At 70.4% G+C, this 19,797-nt stretch carries 18 protein-coding genes; 13 read left to right on the forward strand and 5 right to left on the reverse strand.

The features are described 5' to 3' along the window. Nucleotides 1–10 precede the first annotated feature (10 nt). Entirely contained in the window at nucleotides 11–1,171 is a 1,161-nt protein-coding gene (gene rhaI, locus ACZ4UU_RS27285) for an L-rhamnose isomerase (RefSeq protein WP_471905993.1), read from the reverse strand. A 293-nt stretch (nucleotides 1,172–1,464) separates the two neighbouring features. Between rhaI and ACZ4UU_RS27290 the strand changes: the two genes are divergently transcribed. The 8 genes from ACZ4UU_RS27290 to ACZ4UU_RS27325 all read left to right on the forward strand — a co-directional run bounded on the left by ACZ4UU_RS27290 (nucleotide 1,465) and on the right by ACZ4UU_RS27325 (nucleotide 10,528). Continuing rightward, nucleotides 1,465–2,982, forward strand: coding sequence for a sugar ABC transporter ATP-binding protein (locus ACZ4UU_RS27290; protein ID WP_471905994.1), 1,518 nt, complete (start codon nucleotides 1,465–1,467; stop codon nucleotides 2,980–2,982). After that, entirely contained in the window at nucleotides 2,979–4,019 is a 1,041-nt protein-coding gene (locus ACZ4UU_RS27295; protein ID WP_471905995.1) for an ABC transporter permease, read from the forward strand. The genes ACZ4UU_RS27290 and ACZ4UU_RS27295 overlap by 4 nt, the downstream gene beginning before the upstream one ends. Beyond that, entirely contained in the window at nucleotides 4,012–4,998 is a 987-nt protein-coding gene (locus ACZ4UU_RS27300; RefSeq protein WP_471905996.1) for an ABC transporter permease, read from the forward strand. Before ACZ4UU_RS27295 ends, ACZ4UU_RS27300 begins: the two co-directional genes overlap by 8 nt. A gap of 126 nt (nucleotides 4,999–5,124) precedes the next feature. Continuing rightward, complete coding sequence (rhaS, locus tag ACZ4UU_RS27305; protein ID WP_471905997.1) at nucleotides 5,125–6,207, forward strand: rhamnose ABC transporter substrate-binding protein; 1,083 nt, start codon at nucleotides 5,125–5,127, stop codon at nucleotides 6,205–6,207. Between the two features lie 17 nt (nucleotides 6,208–6,224). Then, a complete protein-coding gene (locus ACZ4UU_RS27310; protein ID WP_217215229.1) occupies nucleotides 6,225–6,545 on the forward strand; it encodes an L-rhamnose mutarotase in 321 nt (106 codons plus the stop codon). Between the two features lie 49 nt (nucleotides 6,546–6,594). After that, entirely contained in the window at nucleotides 6,595–8,025 is a 1,431-nt protein-coding gene (locus tag ACZ4UU_RS27315; protein WP_471905998.1) for a BNR repeat-containing protein, read from the forward strand. A gap of 74 nt (nucleotides 8,026–8,099) precedes the next feature. Next, nucleotides 8,100–9,125 (forward strand): LacI family DNA-binding transcriptional regulator, encoded by a 1,026-nt coding sequence (locus ACZ4UU_RS27320; RefSeq protein WP_471905999.1) that lies wholly within the window; start codon nucleotides 8,100–8,102, stop codon nucleotides 9,123–9,125. 101 nt (nucleotides 9,126–9,226) lie between these two features. Continuing rightward, the gene (locus ACZ4UU_RS27325) at nucleotides 9,227–10,528 is read left to right on the forward strand and encodes an alpha/beta fold hydrolase (RefSeq protein ID WP_471906000.1); all 1,302 of its coding nucleotides are present in this window, start codon (nucleotides 9,227–9,229) and stop codon (nucleotides 10,526–10,528) included. Nucleotides 10,529–10,566: 38 nt separating this feature from the next. On the opposite strand, the gene ACZ4UU_RS27330 is transcribed toward ACZ4UU_RS27325, so the two are convergent. Then, the gene (locus ACZ4UU_RS27330; RefSeq protein ID WP_471906001.1) at nucleotides 10,567–11,670 is read right to left on the reverse strand and encodes a tryptophan 2,3-dioxygenase family protein; all 1,104 of its coding nucleotides are present in this window, start codon (nucleotides 11,668–11,670) and stop codon (nucleotides 10,567–10,569) included. Nucleotides 11,671–11,859: 189 nt separating this feature from the next. Here ACZ4UU_RS27330 and ACZ4UU_RS27335 point away from each other — a divergent pair, with 189 nt between their 5' ends. The 3 genes from ACZ4UU_RS27335 to ACZ4UU_RS27345 all read left to right on the forward strand — a co-directional run bounded on the left by ACZ4UU_RS27335 (nucleotide 11,860) and on the right by ACZ4UU_RS27345 (nucleotide 14,397). Then, nucleotides 11,860–12,603: a PIG-L deacetylase family protein gene (locus ACZ4UU_RS27335; protein WP_471906002.1), complete on the forward strand. Its 744-nt coding sequence runs from the start codon at nucleotides 11,860–11,862 to the stop codon at nucleotides 12,601–12,603. Beyond that, entirely contained in the window at nucleotides 12,600–13,493 is an 894-nt protein-coding gene (locus tag ACZ4UU_RS27340; protein WP_471906003.1) for a sigma-70 family RNA polymerase sigma factor, read from the forward strand. The genes ACZ4UU_RS27335 and ACZ4UU_RS27340 overlap by 4 nt, the downstream gene beginning before the upstream one ends. Nucleotides 13,494–13,566: 73 nt before the next feature. Beyond that, a complete protein-coding gene (locus ACZ4UU_RS27345; RefSeq protein WP_471906004.1) occupies nucleotides 13,567–14,397 on the forward strand; it encodes a pentapeptide repeat-containing protein in 831 nt (276 codons plus the stop codon). Here ACZ4UU_RS27345 and ACZ4UU_RS27350 read toward each other — a convergent pair. Then, the gene (locus ACZ4UU_RS27350; RefSeq protein WP_471906005.1) at nucleotides 14,359–15,882 is read right to left on the reverse strand and encodes a cytochrome P450; all 1,524 of its coding nucleotides are present in this window, start codon (nucleotides 15,880–15,882) and stop codon (nucleotides 14,359–14,361) included. The genes ACZ4UU_RS27345 and ACZ4UU_RS27350 overlap by 39 nt on opposite strands. Nucleotides 15,883–15,990: 108 nt before the next feature. Here ACZ4UU_RS27350 and ACZ4UU_RS27355 point away from each other — a divergent pair, with 108 nt between their 5' ends. Beyond that, a complete protein-coding gene (locus ACZ4UU_RS27355; RefSeq protein ID WP_471906006.1) occupies nucleotides 15,991–16,599 on the forward strand; it encodes a TetR/AcrR family transcriptional regulator in 609 nt (202 codons plus the stop codon). Between the two features lie 102 nt (nucleotides 16,600–16,701). Continuing rightward, the gene (locus tag ACZ4UU_RS27360; protein ID WP_471906007.1) at nucleotides 16,702–17,427 is read left to right on the forward strand and encodes a DUF2470 domain-containing protein; all 726 of its coding nucleotides are present in this window, start codon (nucleotides 16,702–16,704) and stop codon (nucleotides 17,425–17,427) included. Here the strand turns inward: ACZ4UU_RS27360 and ACZ4UU_RS27365 are convergent. Both ACZ4UU_RS27365 and ACZ4UU_RS27370 read right to left on the reverse strand, forming a co-directional pair. Beyond that, a complete protein-coding gene (locus ACZ4UU_RS27365; protein WP_471906008.1) occupies nucleotides 17,395–18,612 on the reverse strand; it encodes a lactonase family protein in 1,218 nt (405 codons plus the stop codon). The two genes, ACZ4UU_RS27360 and ACZ4UU_RS27365, sit on opposite strands and share 33 nt — an antisense overlap. Nucleotides 18,613–18,724: 112 nt before the next feature. Next, on the reverse strand, nucleotides 18,725–19,783 hold the full coding sequence (locus ACZ4UU_RS27370; RefSeq protein ID WP_471906009.1) for a hypothetical protein: 1,059 nt from the start codon (nucleotides 19,781–19,783) through the stop codon (nucleotides 18,725–18,727). Nucleotides 19,784–19,797: the final 14 nt, after the last annotated feature.

A 19,797-nucleotide genomic window follows, 5' to 3' on the forward strand; every position in this document is an offset into this window, starting at 1 on the left:
GGGCAGACGCCTACGCCCCCCACCCGGCCTGCTCCCCACCAACCCGCTCGGCCACGATCTTCTCGGCCCACCCGGACCGGCGGTACGCAGCGATGGGATCGGCGTCGAGACCCATCTCGCCCCGAACCTCGGCAAGCAACGGCCGCACATCCGTGTTGTACGCGTCCATCAGCACGGCATTCGCCTCGAGCACATCCCCCGAGGCCTGCGCCGCACCCAGAGCGACCCGGTCGACCAGCAACGCCTTCGCCGTGGCCTCCTGCACATTCATCACCGACCGGATGATCGCCGGAATCTTCGCCTCGATGTTGTGGCACTGGTCGAGCATGAACGCGACGTCGGACGAGAACCCACCCCCGCGCACGACCTCGTACATGATCCGGAACAACTGGAACGGATCCGCGGCCCCGACCATCAGGTCGTCGTCCGCATAGAACCGCGAGTTGAAGTCGAACCCGCCGAGCTTCGCCTCCCGCAGCAGCGTGGCGACGATGAACTCGATGTTGGTCCCCGGCGCATGGTGCCCGGTGTCGACCACGACCTGCGCCTTCTCGCCGAGCTTCAGACAGTGCGCGTACGCCGTCCCCCAGTCCGGGACGTCCGTCGAGTAGAAGGCGGGCTCGAAGAACTTGTACTCCAGCAGCATCCGCTGCCCGTCCCCGAGCCGCTCGTACACCTCGGCCAGCCCCTCGGCCAGCCGGTCCTGTCGCGCCCGGAGATCGTCCTGCCCGGGATAGTTCGTGCCGTCCGCGAACCACAGCTTCAGATCGCGCGAGCCCGTCGCATCCATGATGTCGACGCACTCCAGCAGATGATCGACGGCCTTGCGCCGCACCGCCGCGTCCGGATGGCAGATGCTGCCCAGCTTGTAGTCGTCGTCCTGGAAGGTGTTGGAGTTGATCGCGCCCAGCTTCACGCCACGCTCTTCGGCGAACTTGGCCAGCGCCGCGTAGTCGTCGACCTTGTCCCACGGGATGTGCAGGGCGACGGTCGGCGCTACACCCGTGAACGCGTGCACCTGGGCCGCGTCCTCCAGCTTCTCCCGCGGTGTCCGTGGCACGCCCTGCTGGGCGAACACCTTGAACCGCGTCCCCGAGTTCCCGTACGCCCACGACGGCGTTTCGACTGCCTGGGTCTTGAGTGCGGCCTTCACCGCGGCGAGCTCGGTCACTGAGGGCTCCTGTGACGTCGGGACGGAAGTCGGAAGGTGGTCGGACGGTCACCGTCCGAGTCGCTTCGCTGTGAAACGATTCAAGACGGGAACGTATGAGCCGCCCGCAGGAGTGTCAACCCCTGTGGCCCGGACCGTTTCCCGTGACTCGGCCGTGACCTTTGTTCATCGAAATATTTTCGACACGAACCCATTGACGTGACATGGCGTCCGTGCCTAACGTCCCGGCAACCAAGTTGAAACCTTTCACGACGCCGAGAGGGCCGTCCCGCCGGCGTCGTCGAGGAGCCCTCATGACCCACCCGTCCACCACGGGTCCGGCCCCGGTTCTGGCGCTCAGGGACATCTCGAAGTCCTTCGGCGCGGTCCGCGCCCTGCGGGACGTCTCCCTGGAGCTGTTTCCCGGGGAGGTGCATGCCCTCGCCGGAGAGAACGGCGCGGGCAAGTCGACCCTCATCAAGACCCTCGCCGGAGTGCACCGGCCGGACGCCGGCCAGGTGCTGCTCGACGGTGAGCCGGTCGTCTTCCACGGCCCCGGCGACGCCCGCGACGCCGGCATCGCCGTCATCTACCAGGAGCCGACTCTCTTCCCCGACCTGTCGATCGCCGAGAACATCTTCATGGGCCGCCGCCCACGGCGCGCCCTCGGCCGGATCGACCACAGGGCGACGCACGCCGCGACCCTGGCCCTGATGCAGCGTCTCGGCGTCGACCTCGACCCCGACCGACCCGCGCGCGGCCTGTCCATCGCCGACCAGCAGATCGTCGAGATCGCCAAGGCGCTCTCCTTCGACGCCCGCGTCCTCATCATGGACGAGCCGACCGCCGCCCTCACCGGCAGCGAGGTCGCGCGCCTCTTCGGAGTCGTCCGCACCCTGCGCGAGCAGGGCGCCGCCGTCCTGTTCATCTCGCACCGCCTGGAGGAGATCTTCCAGATCTGCAAGCGGGTCACCACCCTGCGGGACGGCGCCTGGATCGCCAGCGAGCCGCTGGCCGGCATGACCGAGGACGACCTCGTACGCCGGATGGTCGGCCGTGACCTCGACGAGCTCTACCCCAAGCAGGACGTGCAGGCGGGCGAGGTCGCCCTGAGCGTGCGCCGGCTGACCCGCGAGGGCGTCTTCACCGACGTCTCCTTCGACGTACGGCGCGGTGAGATCGTCGGCCTCGCCGGACTGGTCGGCGCCGGCCGCACCGAGGTCGCGAGGGCCGTGTTCGGCATCGACCGCTGGGACGCCGGCGAGGTCGAGGTGGACGGCCGCAGGCTCACCAACGGCGCCCCGTCCACCGCCATGGCCTCCGGCCTCGCCCTGGTCCCCGAGGACCGGCGCGCGCAGGGCCTGGTGATGGACATGTCCATCGAGCGCAACATCGGCCTCACCGGCCTTCGTACGACCGTCAGGGCCGGCCTGATGGACCGCGGCGCCGAACGCAGCCGCTCCCTCGACTGGGCCGTCAAGCTCCAGGTCAAGTACGCGCGGATCGCCGACACGGTGAACACCCTGTCCGGCGGAAACCAGCAGAAGGTCGTCCTCGCCAAGTGGCTCGCCACCGGCCCCAGGGTGCTGATCGTCGACGAGCCCACCCGTGGCATCGACGTCGGCACCAAGGCCGAGGTGCACCGGCTGCTCAGCGAGCTCGCCGCCGACGGAGTGGCCGTCCTGATGATCTCCTCCGACCTGCCCGAGATCCTCGGCATGGCCGACCGCGTGCTCGTGATGCACGAGGGCCGCCTCACCGCCGAGATCCCCCGCTCCGAAGCCACCGAGGAAACCGTGATGGCCGCAGCAACCGGGAGGGCCGCCGCATGACGGTGACCACTCCCAACGAGGCCCCTGTCACCGAGGTGCCCAAGTCCAGCGGCACCCGCCTCGTCGACCGCGTCTTCAAGATGCGCGAACTCGCCATCCTGGCCGTCTTCGTGGTGATGATCGTCGTCACCCAGATCGGCAACAGCCAGTTCCTCACCGAACAGGGCATCAAGGACCTGCTGCTCAACGCGACGATCCTGGTCCTGGTCGCCACGGGCCAGTCCCTGGTGGTGATCACCAGGAACGTCGACCTCTCCGTCGGCTCCACCCTCGGCATCAGCGCCTTCGCCGCCGGCACGTACCTCCAGGGCGGCGGCAACCCGGTGGTCGCCGTGCTGCTGGCGATCCTGATGGGCGTCGCCTTCGGTCTGCTGAACGGTCTGCTCGTCAGCCTCGGCCAGGTGCCCGCGCTCGTCGTCACCCTCGGCACGCTCTACATCATCCGCGGCATCGACTCCATCTGGGTCGGCTCCCGCCAGATCACCGCGGCCGACCTCCCGGACGGATTCGTCGACTTCGGCTCCGGCGGCATCTCCGCCGTGCCCTGGCTGGCCCTGATCGCCGTCGCCGTCCTGGTGGCCACCGCGTACTACCTCAAGCACTACGGCAGCGGCCGCGAGCTGTACGCCCTCGGCTCCAACCCGGAGGCCGCCCGCCTCGCCGGCATCCCCGTCCGCAAGCGGATCCTCGCCGCGTACACCTTCTGCGGCGCCCTCGCCGGACTCGCGGGCGCCATGTACCTGGCCCGCTTCGGCAACGTCGACTCCGGCACCGGCAACGGCTACGAACTCACCGTCGTCAGCGCGGTCGTGGTCGGTGGCGTCGTCTTCACCGGCGGCTCCGGCAGCGTCTACGGCGCCGCGCTCGGCGCGCTGCTGCTGACCTCCATCAACAGCGTGCTGCCCGCCCTCGGCGTCAGCTCCGTCTGGGTCCTCGCCATCAACGGCATCCTGCTCATCCTCGCCATCGCGGTCGACCGGATCGTCGCACTGCGCGTGGCCAACGCCCTGAAGAAGAGGAACGCCCGCCATGGCTGACTCGTCGCTCGCGCGCGCCGTTCGCTGGGACACGGTTGTCGGCGCTCTCCTGATCGTTGTGCTCCTGCTGTCCTTCAGCACGGTCGACGGCTTCGGAAACGCTCTCAACCTGTCGTTCCTGATCGGAAACACCCTTCCGATCGCGATGATCGCCCTGCCGATGACGCTCCTGGTCGTCTCGGGCGAGATCGATCTCTCGGTCGCCTCCACCGCCGGTCTCTCCGGCGCCGTGATGGGCGCCCTGTGGAACCAGGGCATGACGATCGAGACGATCATTCCGATCTGCCTGGTGCTCGGAGTGGTGTGCGGACTGATCAACGGTCTGCTGGTGACCAGGCTGGGACTGCCGTCGCTCGCCGTCACCATCGGCACCCTCGCCGCCTACCGCGGTATCGCGCAGATCGTGCTCGGCTCCGACGCGGTGACCGACTTCCCCACCCAGTACCTGGACTTCGCGGCCGGACGCATCGGCGACACCTTCATCCCGTACGCCTTCCTGCCCTTCCTGGTCCTGCTCGCCATCGCCGTGGTCGCGCTGCACGCCACCCCGTTCGGGCGGTCGCTGTTCGCGATCGGGGCGAGTGAGGAGGCGGCGCGGTTCGCCGGGATCCGGGTGAAGCGGCAGAAGCTGATCCTGTTCACGGTGACGGGGCTGATGGCTTCGCTCACCGGGATCTTCTGGGCGCTGCACTACGCGAGCGCTCGCTATGACAACGCCACCGGGCTCGAACTCTCGGTTGTGGCGGCCGTGTTGCTCGGTGGTATCGACTTCGACGGCGGCAAGGGCACGCTCGGCGGTGCGATCGCGGGAGTCTTCCTGCTCGGTGCGCTGCAGAACGTGATGAGCCTCCAGGACGTCTCCGCCCAGTCGCAGATCGTCGTCACCGGCGTCCTGCTCGTCCTCTCCGTGCTCGGCCCCCGGGTCGCACGGCAGATCTCCGTCGCAAGGGCCGGGCGCAGAGCGCAAGCGCTGCGTTAGCAAGGCGGTCTTCGAGCTTCCGGCCGTATGTGGCTGGTCGCGCCCACGCGGCGACAGCCGCATATCGAAACAGCCCCGCTCCCCTTTCAGGGGCGCTCCACCTCACCTCGTAAAAAGGAACCCAGCATGCGCAAGGCATCCATCCGCCGTACCTGCGCGGCCCTCGCCGCCGTCACCTCACTCGCCCTGGCCGCCACCGCCTGCGGAGGTACCACCAAGGAGGACGTCAAGAACGAGGGCGCCTCCGCCGCCACCGGCGGTAAGGCCGACCCGAACGCCGAGCTGAAGAAGGGGCTGACCGTCGGGTTCCTGCCCAAGCAGGTCAACAACCCCTACTTCACCTCCGCCGACAAGGGCGGCGAGGCGGCCCTGAAGGAACTGGGCTCCAACTACAAGGAGGTCGGTCCCTCCAGCGCCACCGACACCGCCGGGCAGGTCTCGTACGTCAACACGCTCACCCAGCAGCAGGTCGACGCGATGGCCGTCTCCGCGCAGGACCCGGGCGCCCTGTGCACCGCGCTCAAGCAGGCCATGAAGAACGGCATCAAGGTCGTCACCTACGACTCCGACACCACTCCGGACTGCCGCAACGCCTTCGTCTCGCAGGCCTCCGCCGAGGACCTCGGCCGCACCGAGGTGCAGCTGCTCGCCGAGCAGATCGACTACAAGGGCGAGATCGCGATCCTGTCCGCCGCGCAGACGGCGACGAACCAGAACATCTGGATCGACTTCATGAAGCAGGAGCTGAAGGACCCCAAGTACAAGGACATCAAGCTCGTCAAGGTCGCCTACGGTGACGACGACGCCCAGAAGTCCTTCCAGCAGACCCAGGGCCTGCTCCAGGAGTACCCGAACCTGAAGGGGATCATCTCCCCGACCACCGTCGGCATCAAGGCGGCCGCCCAGTACCTGTCGGGCTCCAAGTACAAGGGCAAGGTCAAGCTGACCGGCCTCGGCACCCCCAACGACATGCGCAAGTACGTCAAGAACGGCACCGTCGAGGCGTTCGAGCTGTGGGACCCGGCGAAGCTGGGCGAGCTGGCCGCCCGTACCGCGGTCGCCCTGTCCTCCGGGCAGATCACCGGCAAGGAGGGCGAGACCTTCAAGGCCGGCGACATGGGCGAGTACACCATCGGCAAGGACGGCGTGATCAGCCTCGGCAAGCCGACCGTGTTCGACGCCAAGAACATCGACCAGTTCAACTTCTAGGATCTGGAGGGTTGTTGATGCAACGCGTGTGCTTCCTGCTGAAGGTCCGCCAGGACCGCCTGGACGAGTACCGCGAGCGGCACGCCGCCGTGTGGCCGGAGATGCTCGAAGCACTCTCCGCCACCGGCTGGCACAACTACTCGCTCTTCCTGCGGGAGGACGGCCTCCTGGTCGGCTACCTGGAGACCGAGGACTTCGCCGCCGCACAGGCCGGCATGGAGGCCGCCGAGGTCAACGCCCGCTGGCAGAAGGAGATGGCGCCGTTCTTCGAGTCGCTGGACGGCGCCCGACCCGACGAGGCCATGAAGCCGCTCACCGAAGTGTTCCACCTCGCCTGACCCCCGCGTTGCCCCTCCCCGCCCCTCGCCGACAATGGAGTCCCCCGAGATGAAGAGACGTACGCTGCTGGGCGCCGCCCTGGCCGGAGCCGTGATGACCCCCGCCCTCGGCGCGGGCACCGCCCGTGCCGCTGACCCCGGCCCGTCGGTGACCCTGACCGGCACCACCACGCTCGACACCCAGGCCATCTTCTTCGTGTCGTACGACGGCCTGGTCAACAACAACGCCTTCCAGAAGAACGGCCTGCTGACCTACAAGGGCTACCAGTACGCCGTCTGGTACACCGCCGACCGCAACGCCGTCGTCGGCCGGCGCAAGTTCGGTTCCAGCACCTGGTCCACGGTCAAGGTCGGCCACACGCTCCGCTACAACGACTCCCACAACGTCATCTCGATGGGCCTCTCGAAGGTCGACGGCCGTCTCCACCTCAACATGGACTCGCACAGCGACGGCTTCACCTACGTCAAGTCGGTCGCCGGCCTCATGGACAACCCGGACGGCCTGAGCTGGACCGCGAGCCGCTTCGGCGCACCCCAGTCCACCCTGGACGGACTCGCGCTCACCTCGCAGTTCACCTACCCGCAGTTCGTCTCCACCCCCGACGGCAAGCTCCAGCTCAGCTACCGGGTCGCCATCTCCGGCAACGGCCGCAACGCCCTGGCCGAGTACGACGGTTCGAAGTGGACCAACCTGGGCGAGTGGAGCAGCTCCACGGGGACGTACACCAGCGAGCACGGCTCCTCGACCGCCCGCAACATGTACCTGCACGGCATCGACTACGACCGCAACGGCCGGCTGCACTCGTTCTTCACATGGCGTGAGCAGAACGGCGCCGTGATGTGCAACGGCGGCGGCATCAGCAACCACGACACCGGCTACGTCTACTCCGACGACCGCGGCCGCACCTGGCGCAACAACGCCGGCACCGTCGTCGGCGTCACCGGCGGCTCCGACAAGGTCGCCGTCACCGACAGCGGCCTGGTGATCGACCCGCTCAACCCGGACCACTCCCTGATGAACCAGGAGAGCCAGTTCACCGACTCCGCGGGCCTGCCGCACGCGATCATCAGCTACGTCCCCGGCCGCTTCGGGCAGTGCACCACGAACTACGTCGCCGACCGCACCGCCAACGGCCGCGCCTTCCACGTCCGAAAGAACTCCTCCGGCACCTGGCAGAAGACCGAGATCCCGGTCCCGCTGAACTCCAGCCAGCGCACCAAGCTGATCCTGGACAAGTACGACAACGCGTACGCGATCTTCCCGTTCTGCCGGATAGCCGGAGCCTCCAAGGCCTCCGGATACACGGACTGGACGGTGCTGTACGACGGCGTCACCGCCGGACTCAACGCCTTCGGAGAGGTCGTGATCGACGAGACCCGCGTCGCCCAGGACAACTTCCTGTCGATCATGTACCAGGAGAAGTCCAGCGGTACGACGCCCTCGGCGCTGCGCAACCTCAACTTCCGTCTGCCCGCCTGACCACAGCCGTTGTGGGCGGCATGACGGTAATGTGCCTTCCCGCCGCCCCTCGTCTCCCTGGAGGTCCCTGCCCGATGACCCAGTCGGTGGGTATCAAGGACGTCGCCCGTGCCGCCGGAGTCTCCGTCGGCACGGTCTCGAACGTCATCAACCGCCCGGACGCGGTCGCGGCCGAGACCCGGGCGCGCGTGCAGTCCGCGATAGACCGGCTGGGCTATGTCCGCAGCGAGTCCGCGCGCCAGCTGCGCGCGGGCCGCAGCCGCATCATGGGGCTGCTCGTCCTCGACATGGGCAACCCCTTCTTCGTCGACGTGGCGCGCGGCGCCGAACGCACCGCGCGCGACGCCGGGCTCGGCGTGATGGTCTGCAACAGCGCGCAGAGCGCCGGCGAGGAGGCCGACTACCTGTCGCTCTTCGCCGAGCAGCGGGTACGCGGCGTGCTGCTGACCCCCGCCGACGCCACCGGCCGCAACATCGAAACGTTCCGGCGGCACAACATCCCCTTCGTCCTCGTCGACCGCGTCGCCGAGGGCACCACCGAGTGCTCGGTCTCCGTCGACGACGTCGCGGGCGGCGCGCTGGCCGTGCGCCACCTCGTCGACGCCGGGCACCGCTCCATCGCCTACGTCAGCGGCCCGCCCGGCCTCAACCAGGTCCGCGACCGCCGCACCGGCGCCCTGCACGCGCTGGAGGAGGCGGGCCTCGGCCCCGAGAACCTGCGTGAACTGCCCACCGAGCGGCTCGACGTCGCCGCCGGCCGCGACGCCGGCGCCCGCCTCCTCGGCCTCGCCGACCGCCCCACCGCCGTCTTCTGCGCCAACGACCTCCTCGCCCTCGGCGTCCTCCAGGCCATGTACGCGGCCGGGATAAAGGTCCCCGACGACCTCGCGATCGTCGGCTACGACGACATCGAGTTCGCGGCCGCCGCGGCCGTCCCCCTCACCTCCGTACGGCAGCCGGCCGTCACCATGGGCACCCTCGCGGCGGAGATGCTGCTGGAGGAGACGGAGGAGGAGACCGGGGCGAAGAAGCACGAGCACCGCAGGGTCGTCCTCCAGCCGGAGCTCGTGGTACGGCGATCCAGCCTCGCCGCCCGCTGATCGGCCGTTCAGTACGATTTCATGATCCTGGGGGTCGGTCGACGGACGAACATGTGCTGAACTGGGACGCGGCCCGAAAACCATCCGTCCCGGGAGCCCTGTTGACCGTCAGCTACCGCCAGCCCGGCGTCGTCCTCACCGACCGCCACTTCACCGTGCCCCTCGACCACGACGCCCCGAAGGGCGAGACGATCGAGCTCTACGCCCGTGAGGTCGTCGCCACCGACAAGGCGCACCAGGACCTGCCGTGGCTGGTCTACCTTCAGGGCGGCCCCGGTTTCGGCGCGAACCGCTTCGTCGGCAAGGGCGCCTGGCTCAGCCGCGCGCTGAAGGAGTACCGCGTCCTGCTGCTCGACCAGCGCGGCACCGGCCACTCCACGCCCGCCAACCGCCAGACACTCCCACTGCGCGGCGGCCCGGCCGAACAGGCCGACTACCTCACCCACTTCCGCGCCGACTCGATCGTCCGCGACTGCGAGGCGATCCGCCGCGACGTGACCGGCGGCGCCACCTGGACCGTCCTCGGCCAGAGCTTCGGCGGCTTCTGCACCGTCAACTACCTCTCCACCGCCCCCGAGGGCCTGACCGCCGCCGTCGTCACCGGTGGCCTGCCCTCCCTCGACGCCCACGCCGACGACGTCTACCGCGCGGCCTACCCGCGCATCGAGCGCAAGGTCGCCGCGCACTACGCCCGCTACCCGCAGGACGTCGAGCGCGCCCGCCGCATCGCCGACCACCTCCTCGGAGGCGACGTGGTCCTGCCGAACGGCTACCGCCTCACCGCCGAGGCCTTCCAGTCCCTCGGCATCGTCCTCGGCGGCAGCGAGGGCAGCCACCGTCTGCACTACCTGCTGGAGGACGCCTTCGTGCGCACCCCGGGGGGCCAGGCCCTCTCGGACGCCTTCCAGGAGGAGGTCCAGGGCCTGTTGTCGTACGCGAGCCACCCGCTGTACGCCCTGGTCCACGAGGCGATCTACGGCCAGGACACGCGCCCCACCAACTGGTCCGCCGAGCGCGTGCGCGCCGAGTTCCCGCAGTTCGACGCGGCCAAGGCCCTCGCCGGCGACGGGCCGTTGCTGTTCACCGGCGAGACCATCCACCCTTGGATGTTCGACTGCGACCCGGCGCTGCGCCCGCTGCGCGAGACCGCCGAACTCCTCGCCGCCCGCACCGACTGGACCCCGCTGTACGACCCGGCGCGCCTCGCCGCCAACGAGGTGCCGGTCGCGGCGGCCGTCTACCACGACGACATGTACGTCGACACCGCCCACTCCCTCGCCACCGCCCGCACGATCCGCGGGCTGCGCACCTGGGTCACCGACGAGTTCGAGCACGACGGTGTTCGGGCCGGCGGCCCCCGTGTCCTGGACCGGCTGCTGGCACTCACCCGTGACGAGGCCTGACGGGGGCGGGACGGCGGGCATCAGGGCGCGGGCCGGGCTCATCGCGCGCTGAGCTGCCAGAACAGCCGATTCTCCAGACATTTGGTCAGGTAGGGAACGCCGTCGGTGTAACCGGAGCCGTGCGCATTGCCGAGCATGCGCACGGCAATGCTGCGGTGGGTGGACTTCCAGCGCTGGTGCCTGGTCTCCAGCCTGCCGAGTGCCGCGTCGAGCAGACGCCACTCGTCCTGGCCGAATGCGCCCGCGCCGCGGAGGTCGAGATATGCCTGAGCGACGGTGTCCCGCACAGGATTCTCCGCCTCGTCCCGCACGGCGGGCACGCTCGTGAAGGCGGCCGAATGCAGGCGCGGGGCAGGCGGACGGCCGCACAGAATCTCGAACCGCTTGTACTGTTCGGACTGAATGGCACTGGCCCCCTGCGTGAATTGCCGGAACGTGGAGAACTGATCGGCCCGCATCGTCGCAATGATCCGGAACAGTATCGCGGCGCGCTCGAAAGTCGCGGTCGCGTGATCTATGCGCTCCACGCCCGCTTCCAGTCGCCCGTCACGCAGCGCTCCGATCGCTGCCCGCATGTCGGTCGAGATCGCCGTGAAGAGCATTTCGTGGGTCTGGAGGAGGCGGATGAAGAAATATTCGTCATGCAGCACGTACACGGGATGGACGGTGACGTCGAACCACCGGCCGGCATCGGTCGCCGGAGGCCTGGGCAACCGGTCGACGAAGTCCTCCAGGTCCACGGCGGCCGTCCCGCTGAGATCGGCGCCCAGGAAACGCACGGCATGCCGCAGCCGCTTGGCCAGCGTCAGGGGATCCGGACGGCCGCGGGAAGGCGGCTCGAAGGACCCGCCCGCCGTCTCCAGCTCGAACCGCATGGCGTCGGACACCAGCAGGGTGGACAGGTGGTCGGGGCTCAGCTCGGAGTGCTGGTCGTCCAGGAGGAGCTCCAGGAGCGGCAGCGCAAGATAGGTCCGGTTCCAGTAGCGCCCCTCGTGTTTGTCCAGCAGGCATTCGAGAAATGCGTCGAAAAACGGACAGCGCTTCGCATGCCGACCTCGAATACTGCTCAACTCGGTCAGCATGCGTTCCGACAGGAAATGCTTTCCGGTCTGCCGTACGTGTTCCGTGACCACGCGGGCCATGGAGAGTCCGTCGAAATTATCCCCAGAATTCATTGCCGCTGATCTCCATCCGTGTCGTTGTGGGGTGCTGGGATCAACTAGGCATGATCGAAGTCCCGCACGTCATGTCTCGAAGATTCGGGTCTTGACAAAGCGCGGAGCGCTGAGAACGCACTGAGGAGAGCGCGGATCATGTCCTAGGCTGACCCCATGACGGAGCCGACGATCACTCAGCTGAAGTCCATGCCGGCCGACTGGCAGCGCGCGCTCGCCGTCGTCGCCCACCCGGACGATCTCGAGTACGGCTGCTCGGCGGCGATCGCTGCCTGGACCGACGCCGGTCGTGAGGTCACCTATGTCCTGGCGACCCGCGGCGAGGCCGGCATAGACACCCTGGAACCCGCGAAGTGCGGCCCGCTGCGGGAGCGCGAGCAGCGGGCCAGCGCCGCGGTGGTGGGCGTGTCGGCGGTGGAGTTCCTCGACCACGAGGACGGCGTGATCGAGTACGGCCTCGCCCTGCGCCGCGACATCGCCGCCGCGATCCGCCGGCACCGGCCCGAGCTGGTGATCACGCTCAACCACCGGGACACCTGGGGCGGCGTCGCCTGGAACACCCCGGACCATGTGGCCGTCGGCCGTGCCACGCTGGACGCGGCCGGGGACGCGGGCAACCGCTGGATCTTCCCGGACCTCGTCGAGCAGGGCCTGGAACCCTGGGACGGTGTCCGCTGGGTCGCCGTCGCCGGATCCAGCACACCCACGCACGCCGTGGACGCGACGGCGGGGCTGGAGCGCGGGGTGCGCTCGCTGCTCGAACACCGCACCTACATCGAGGCGTTGACGGACCAGGACCCGGAGACGTACGCCCGCGGCTTCCTCACCGGGAACGCCGAGGCGACGGGGAAGCGGTTCGGCGGGAAGCCGGCCGTGGCGTTCGAACTGTTCAGCCGGTGAGCGACACGAACCTGCTGGCGGACCGCTTCGAGGAGCACCGCGGCCGTCTCCGAGCGGTCGCCTACCGCATGCTCGGCTCGTCGGCCGAGGCGGAGGACGCCGTCCAGGAGGCATGGCTGAAGCTGAGCCGCGGCGACGCGGACACCATCGAGAACCTCGGCGGCTGGCTGACCACGGTGGTGGGCCGGGTCTGCCTGGACCTGCTGCGCTCGCGCACCCGCCGCCACGAGGAGCCGCTGGACGACACCTTCGTCCCGGACCCCGTGATCAGACCGCTGTCGACGATCGACCCGGAGCAGGAGGTGCTCCAGGCGGACTCTGTCGGCCTGGCCCTGCTCGTGGTGCTGGAGACGCTGGAGCCCGCCGAGCGGATCGCGTTCGTGCTGCACGACATGTTCGCGGTGCCGTTCGACGACATCGCGCCGATCGTGGAGCGCTCCTCGGCCGCCACCCGGCAACTGGCCAGCCGCGCCCGGCGCCGGGTGAAGGGCGCCACTCCGTCCACCGAGCCCGACCTCGGCAGACAGCGCCGGGTACTCGACGCCTTCATGGCCGCCTCCCGGGCGGGGGACTTCGAGGCGCTGCTCGCGGTCCTCGACCCCGACATCGTGCTGCGGGTCGACTCCGGACCGCTGATCGGTGGCGCGGCGGCGTCCAAGGTGGTGCGCGGTGCGCGGCCGGTGGCCGAACAGGCCATGCTCTTCCGGCAGTTCGCGCGGTACATGCGGCTCGTGTCCGTCAACGGCACGGTCGGGGTGCTCAACGCCCCCGAAGGCCGACCGCAGTCGGTCATGGGCGTCACCGTCGTCGGCGGCCGGATCACCGAGATGTACATCCTGGCCGACCCCGAGCGGCTGGCCGCCCTCGATCTGCCGGACCTCGCCGGCTGAGGGAGGCAAGCGGAAGGCCGGTCGCCGCGCAGGGCACGCATCGGTACGTCGTCTGTTCCGTATGCTGAACGGTATGCAAGATCAGATGTTCGACCGGGCCGACCTGCGCGGCGACTGCGCCAGCTGCTTCGGACTGTGCTGTGTGGCGCTGCCCTTCGCCGCCTCCGCCGACTTCGCGGTCGACAAGGCGGCCGGGAAGCCCTGCCACAACCTGCGCGACGACCACCGGTGCGGCATCCACGACCGGCTCCGGCAGACCGGCTTCACGGGCTGCACGGTCTACGACTGCTTCGGCGCCGGCCAGAAGGTCGCGCAGGTCACCTTCGGCGGCCAGGACTGGCGGACGGGCTCCCGGGAGCGCGCCCGGCAGATGTTCGACGTCTTCCCGGTCGTCCGTCAGCTCCACGAACTGCTCTGGTACCTCACCGAGGCCCTCACCCTGCCCGCCGCCCGCCCCCTCCACGGCGAGCTGCGTCAGATCCTGGACCGGACCGAGGCGCTCACCCGCCAGGCCCCGGACGAGCTCGCGGCGCTGGACGTGGCCGCACACCGCCAGGACGTCAACGTCCTCCTGCTCAAGGCCAGCGAACTGGCCCGGGCCGGATTCGGCGGCCGCAGGAAGAACCGCCGGGGCGCCGACCTGATGGGCGCCCGACTGGCGGGCGCCGACCTGCGCGGCGCGAACCTGCGCGGTGCCTACCTGATCGCCGCCGACCTCACCGGCGCCGACCTGCGCGGGGCGGACCTCATCGGCGCCGACCTGCGCGACACCGACCTCACGGACGCCGACCTGACGGGTGCCTTCTTCCTGACCCAGCCCCAGCTGAACGGGGCCCGCGGCAGCGCGGGCACCCGGCTGCCCGCCTCAGTCGGTCGCCCGGTGCACTGGACAGCGGACGTCTGACGCAGCCGCCTCGGCGGTGCCGGTCGGGGCAGGCGCCGTAGGGGCCGCGCCGGGCGCCCGCCGCTCCAGACGCAGCCGCAACCCTTCCGGCATCAGTGTCAGCCGCTCCGTCACCCGCAGCCGATAGTCCGGGTCGCTCCCGAACTCGTACCGGCGCAGCAGCAGGCCCAGCACCAGCGTGGCCTCGTGCAGCGCGAACTGGCGCCCGATGCAGGCCCGCGCCCCCGTCCCGAACGGTTTGAAGGTGTGCGGCGGACGCGTCCGTACGGCCTGCGGGTCGAAGCGGTCCGGATCGAACCGCTCGGCGTCCGCGCCCCACACCTCGGGATCACGGTGCAGCATCGCCGTGAGCACCAGCGCCCAGGCGCCCCGCCGCATCGGGTGGGCCCCGCCGAGCACGGTGTCCTCGCGGGCCTCCCGGGCGAAGGCCGGCGCGGTCGGCCACAGCCGCAGCGACTCGTCCAGGATCCGGCGCACATACCGCAGCCGCGCCACCTGGTCGTAGCCGGGCGTCGTCGTGTCGCCCCAGACACGGTCGACCTCGGCGCGGGCGCGCTCGGCGACCTCGGGGTGCCGGGAGAGATGGTGCAGGGCGAAGGAGAGCGCACCCGAGGTGGTCTCGTGGCCGGCCACCAGGAAGGTGATCACCTGCCGGCGGACGTTCTCGGGGGACAGTCGCTCCCCGGTCTCGGGGTGGGCCGTCTCCAGCATCCGGCCCAGCAGGTCACCGCCCCCGCCGCCGCTCGCCGTACGGGCGCGGACGAGATCGTCGACGGTACGGTTGAGGCGGGCGATGTCGTCCTGGTTGCGCCGCGCGGCGCGCCGGAGCAGGAACGGCGTCGGCACGGTGTTGAGGCGCTGGGCGTAGGTGAGCGTGCCGACCATCGCCGTCACGAAGGGATGCGGACGCGCCCGTTCGAAGGAACCGAAGTCATGGCCGAACCCGGTGCGCGCGATGGTCTCCAGGGTCAGCTTGGTCATGTCGCCCGGCACGTCCACTGTCCGGCCCGTCACCACCGCGCGGTCCCAGTGGTCCATGAGCCGGTCGGCCACGGCCAGCATCATCGGGTGGTAGCCCGCCATGGCCTCCCGGCTGAAACCCGGCGCCAGTACGTCGTGCGCCAGCTGCCAGTTCGGCTCGTGGTTGTACGCCGTGAACAGCCCGTCCCCGACCACGGGCCGCAGATTGGCTATGCCGAGCCCCACGTGCTTGGCGAACCGCGCCTCGTCCGCCATGTCGGCGGCGAGTTCGGCGCCCCACACGAACACGAACTCCCGGTTGAACGCCCTGCGCCGGAAGATCGGCCCCAACTGCCGGGCGTACCGCAGGGAGTCCTGGAGCGGCGTACGCCTGCCGGCGCCGAGAACATCGCCGAGCAGCGGCAGCCGGCGCGGGGGATGCGGGATGCGGGACAGCTCCGGCCAGCCCTGCTCGGCGCTGCGGAACCCCTTCGGAAGTCCGGATCCGGTCGTTGCCTGCGCCATGACGCGATCTCCCTTGATCCAGCGGCACGTTGAGCTCGTTGTACGTGAGTTCAATAACGCGTTTCAGTCTGGTCCCGCTGTTGAATCCACGTCAAGTAAAGTGCGGGCATGGCCGCGGACCAGGGTGAGCGCACACGTCGCCGGCTCAGCACCGAGGAGCGCCGTGAGCAGCTCCTCGCCGTCGGGGCGCGGCTGTTCTCGGAGAGCCCGTACGACGAGGTGTGGATCGAGCAGGTCGCCGAGATCGCCGGTGTCTCACGCGGGCTGCTCTACCACTACTTCCCGACGAAGCGGGACTTCTTCGCGGCCGTCGTGGAGCGCGAGAGCGAGCGCATGCTGCGGATGACGGCCGCCGTGCCGGGCCTCCCGGTCCGCGAGCAGCTCGCCGCCGGACTCGACACCTATCTGGAGTACGTCGAGGCCCACGCCCACGGCTACCGGGCCTTTCATCGCGCCGACGCGGCCGGCGACCAGGCCGTGCGCAAGGTCTACCAACGGGCCCTGGCCCGCCAGGAGCGGCAGATCCTGGCGGCGATGGCGGCGGACCCCGAGTTCGGCCCGGTCTTCGAGGGGCGACCCGATGTCCGGCTCGCTGTGCGGGGTTGGCTGGCGTTCACCACCGCCGTCTGCCTGGAGTGGCTGCGCGGCTCGGACCTCTCCCGGGAGCAGGTGCGCGACCTGTGCGCCCGCGCCCTGCTGGGTGTCATCACGCCCTGAGTGCCGGGCGCCCGCAAAGACATCGCGCGGGAAGGGCGTGGCTGGTTGGCGTGCGGCTCGATCTTCGATAGGTTAGGCAAGGCTTACCTAAGGAGGAACGGGATGGGTGACAGCCAAGCCTGGACGGCGGCACCTTCCGCGGCGGAACGGGCCCGGTCGGTGCTCGCCGGTGCGTGGTCCTGCGGGGTGACCGCGGAGAGCTGCCGGGAGGAACTCGTCGGCGCGCACACGGTGACCGAGGACGGCGCTGTCCTGCTGGACGTGCCGGAGGACAGCGTGCTCGTCACGGCGACGATCTGCGCGCCCCGCGGCGAGCCGTCCGCCGTCCTGGAGTTCGCCGATGTCGCACCCGTGCCCGTGCGGGGGCGGATCCGCACGCGGCTCTGGATGTCCGGCTGGTTCACCCCCGAGGACGGCAGACTGGCCTTCCGGGCGACCCGCGTGGTGCTGCGGCAGCCGTCCGGCGCCGTGGTCGTCGGCCTCGACGAGTTCGCCGTCGCCGCGCCCGACCCGCTGGCCACCGCCGAGGCCCGGCTGCTCACCCACCTCGCCGACTGCCATCCGGACGCCGTCGAGCGCCTCACCCGCCTCGTCGACTCCGACAGCCTGCACGGCGCCGTCCGCGTCCAGCCCCTCGCCGTCGACCGGCACGGACTGACCCTTCGCATCGAGCGCGCCCGCTCCGACGGTGACGTACGACTGCCGTTCCACCGGCCCGCCGACGACGTCGCGCAACTCACCGAACGCATGCACGTCCTGCTCGCCCAGGCCAGCGCCGCCTCCTGCCCCCGCGCCCTACAGCGGCAGCGCACAGACGGCGACGGGTGACGCGAACGGATCGCCCGCGAGTCGCAGTTCACCGCTCTTGTCGTCGACGAGGAAGACACTCACGGTGCTCGACCGCTGGTTCGCCGCGAACAGCAGCGCGCCGTCCGGCGAGAGGGCGACCTGCCGGGGGAAGTCCCCGGACACCGGCACCGTGCCGAGCAGTCTGAGCCGGGCGCCCTTCGCCTCCACCGCGTAGCGCGCGAGGCTGTTGTGGCCCCGGTTGGCGAGATAGGCGAACCGGCCGTTCGGCGTCACCACGATCTGCGCCGGATAGCTGGTGCCGGAACCCGTGCCCGTCTCCTGCTCCTCGCCGATGGTCACCCGGCCCGTGCCCGGGTCGTAGGCGCAGACCGCGACGGTGTTGTCGACCTCGTTGGCCAGATACGCGTACCGGCCGCCCGGATGGAAGGTCAGATGGCGCGGGCCCGCGCCCGGCTTCGTCCGCGCCCGCGCGACCTCGGTGAGCGTGCCGGCCTTCTGGTCGAGGCGATAGGTGTACACCGTGTCCGTGCCCAGGTCCACGGCGAGGACGTGGCCGCCGTCGGGGCTGGTGATGATCTGGTGGGCGTGCGGGCCGTCCTGGCCGGGGCCGGGCGCCGGACCGGAGTGCGTGACCAGGTCGGTGCGCTCGCCGAGCGCGCCCGAGGCGTCGATCGGGTGCACGGCCACGCTGCCCGTGCCGTAGTTGGCGCTCAGCAGCCAGCGCCCGCTCGGATGCACCGACAGATGGCAGGGGGCCGCACCCCCGGTGCTCCGGCTCCCGAGCACCTTGCGGTCGGCCAGGCGCACGGCGGTGACGGCTCCGTCCTCGCGCTCATTGACCGCGTACAGCGTCCGGCCGTTCGGGTGCGGCGCCAGATAGGACGGGTCGGGGACGTCCGTGATCGTGCCGGTGCCGGTGATTCGGCCCGTCACCGGGTCGTACGTGGCGAGACCGATGCCCTTGCCGCCGCCCTCGACGGAGGTGTAGGTGCCGAGGTGGAGCGGGCGCGGTCCGGACGGCTCACGGCTCTCGGTCTGGGCGCTCGGACGGGCCTCGGTGCCGGTCTTGGAAGTGGCCGCGTCCGCCGTTTCCGTGGGAGCGGGCGCGGCGTCGCACGCCGTGGCCGCCGGGAGCGTCACCCCCGCGGCCGATCCCGCGAGGGTTCCGACGAATCGGCGCCTGCTCAGCCCACCACTGCCCATGTCCACACCTCAGGTAGTCGGTCGTCGTGGTCGCGACAGCCACCTTGGCGTGGATCACCCGTCGAGCGCAAGAAGAGCAACGGACGTTGCGCAGGATGCAATGGGGTGCTGTCTACCAGTCCCCGTCCGCCACCGGTTCGCCCTGCGCGTCCTTGAGCGGCTTCACCTGGCCCGGCGTGGGCGCCTGCCAGGGCTCATGATCGTCGCCGAGCCAGTCCCCGACCGGCTTCACCGCCCCCAGCGTGTCCGTCGGCGCGAGATCCTCGGCGTCCTGGTCGTAGTAGTCGAACCAGGGCAGCCCCGCCCTGGTGTACGCGGCCCGGTCCACCGGCGACGGCGGGGGAGCCTCACCGGTGATACGGCGCCACTCCGGAGGCGTCACCAGATGGACGAAGACCCGGCCGCCCGGGCGCTCGGCCCAGTCGGAGAGCGGCCGGTCGTCCTCGTAGACCTCCTGCCGCATCGAACCTCCGACGCCCAGGCCCATCGCCGCTGCGGCCCGACGGGCCCGGCCGTCCGGAGCGGCGGCGGGTGCCGGGACCGCGCCCGGTGCGGGCGGTGCGGCCATCGGCATCGCGGCGCCGTAGCCGCCGAACTGCGGCATCGCCCGCGCCCGCTCCGCCCGGAGCCGCTCCTCCTCGCGCCAAGCGGCGAGCAGGGGCTCCCGCAGCGCGAAGGACTGCAACTGGACACCGCCCCAGACCTCCTCGCCGGTGACCTGGCCCTCGACGGTGGCGCCCAGGCCCAGCGGCACCGCCACGAACTGCCGGACCGTGCCCTTCCCGGAGTTGATGCCGTCCAGCCACGGCTGGCGGGGCAGGACGACGTAGTTCTGCGGCTTGCGCGACAGGCGGTCGCTCCAGGGCTTGCCCGAGACGGCGCACACCTTGCCCACGCCGACCTGGAGGGCGGCCGGCTCGGTCGTGCCGGAAAAGCTCAGCCACATGGCCTCGCGCAGATACACCGGCAGCATCACTCCGCCGCGCGCCAGCCACTCCTCGGGGACGGTGTCCGGATAGTCCGCCACCCGCCGGACGGGGAACTCGCCGAGCCCCGGCGGCAGCGGATGCGTGCCCTTCTCCGGCAGCCGCAGCGTACGGATGAACCGCACCGCCACCCCGCCCGGCAGCCGCAGCGTGCCCCCGTCGATCCGTACCGTCGCCTCGGCCATCGGCCCGCTCCCTC

Source organism: Streptomyces sp. NPDC028907, assembly GCF_055564995.1.

Excerpts from the sequence above, each read along its gene's own strand:
- ACZ4UU_RS27290 (WP_471905994.1), top strand. The coding sequence starts at position 1,465 with ATGACCCACCCGTCCACCACGGGTCCGGCCCCGGTTCTGGCGCTCAGG.
- ACZ4UU_RS27295 (WP_471905995.1), top strand. The coding sequence starts at position 2,979 with ATGACGGTGACCACTCCCAACGAGGCCCCTGTCACCGAGGTGCCCAAG.
- ACZ4UU_RS27300 (WP_471905996.1), top strand. The coding sequence starts at position 4,012 with ATGGCTGACTCGTCGCTCGCGCGCGCCGTTCGCTGGGACACGGTTGTC.
- rhaS (WP_471905997.1), top strand. The coding sequence starts at position 5,125 with ATGCGCAAGGCATCCATCCGCCGTACCTGCGCGGCCCTCGCCGCCGTC.
- ACZ4UU_RS27310 (WP_217215229.1), top strand. The coding sequence starts at position 6,225 with ATGCAACGCGTGTGCTTCCTGCTGAAGGTCCGCCAGGACCGCCTGGAC.
- ACZ4UU_RS27315 (WP_471905998.1), top strand. The coding sequence starts at position 6,595 with ATGAAGAGACGTACGCTGCTGGGCGCCGCCCTGGCCGGAGCCGTGATG.
- ACZ4UU_RS27320 (WP_471905999.1), top strand. The coding sequence starts at position 8,100 with ATGACCCAGTCGGTGGGTATCAAGGACGTCGCCCGTGCCGCCGGAGTC.
- ACZ4UU_RS27330 (WP_471906001.1), bottom strand. The coding sequence starts at position 11,670 with ATGGCCCGCGTGGTCACGGAACACGTACGGCAGACCGGAAAGCATTTC.
- ACZ4UU_RS27335 (WP_471906002.1), top strand. The coding sequence starts at position 11,860 with ATGACGGAGCCGACGATCACTCAGCTGAAGTCCATGCCGGCCGACTGG.
- ACZ4UU_RS27345 (WP_471906004.1), top strand. The coding sequence starts at position 13,567 with ATGCAAGATCAGATGTTCGACCGGGCCGACCTGCGCGGCGACTGCGCC.
- ACZ4UU_RS27350 (WP_471906005.1), bottom strand. The coding sequence starts at position 15,882 with ATGGCGCAGGCAACGACCGGATCCGGACTTCCGAAGGGGTTCCGCAGC.
- ACZ4UU_RS27355 (WP_471906006.1), top strand. The coding sequence starts at position 15,991 with ATGGCCGCGGACCAGGGTGAGCGCACACGTCGCCGGCTCAGCACCGAG.
- ACZ4UU_RS27360 (WP_471906007.1), top strand. The coding sequence starts at position 16,702 with ATGGGTGACAGCCAAGCCTGGACGGCGGCACCTTCCGCGGCGGAACGG.
- ACZ4UU_RS27365 (WP_471906008.1), bottom strand. The coding sequence starts at position 18,612 with ATGGGCAGTGGTGGGCTGAGCAGGCGCCGATTCGTCGGAACCCTCGCG.
- ACZ4UU_RS27370 (WP_471906009.1), bottom strand. The coding sequence starts at position 19,783 with ATGGCCGAGGCGACGGTACGGATCGACGGGGGCACGCTGCGGCTGCCG.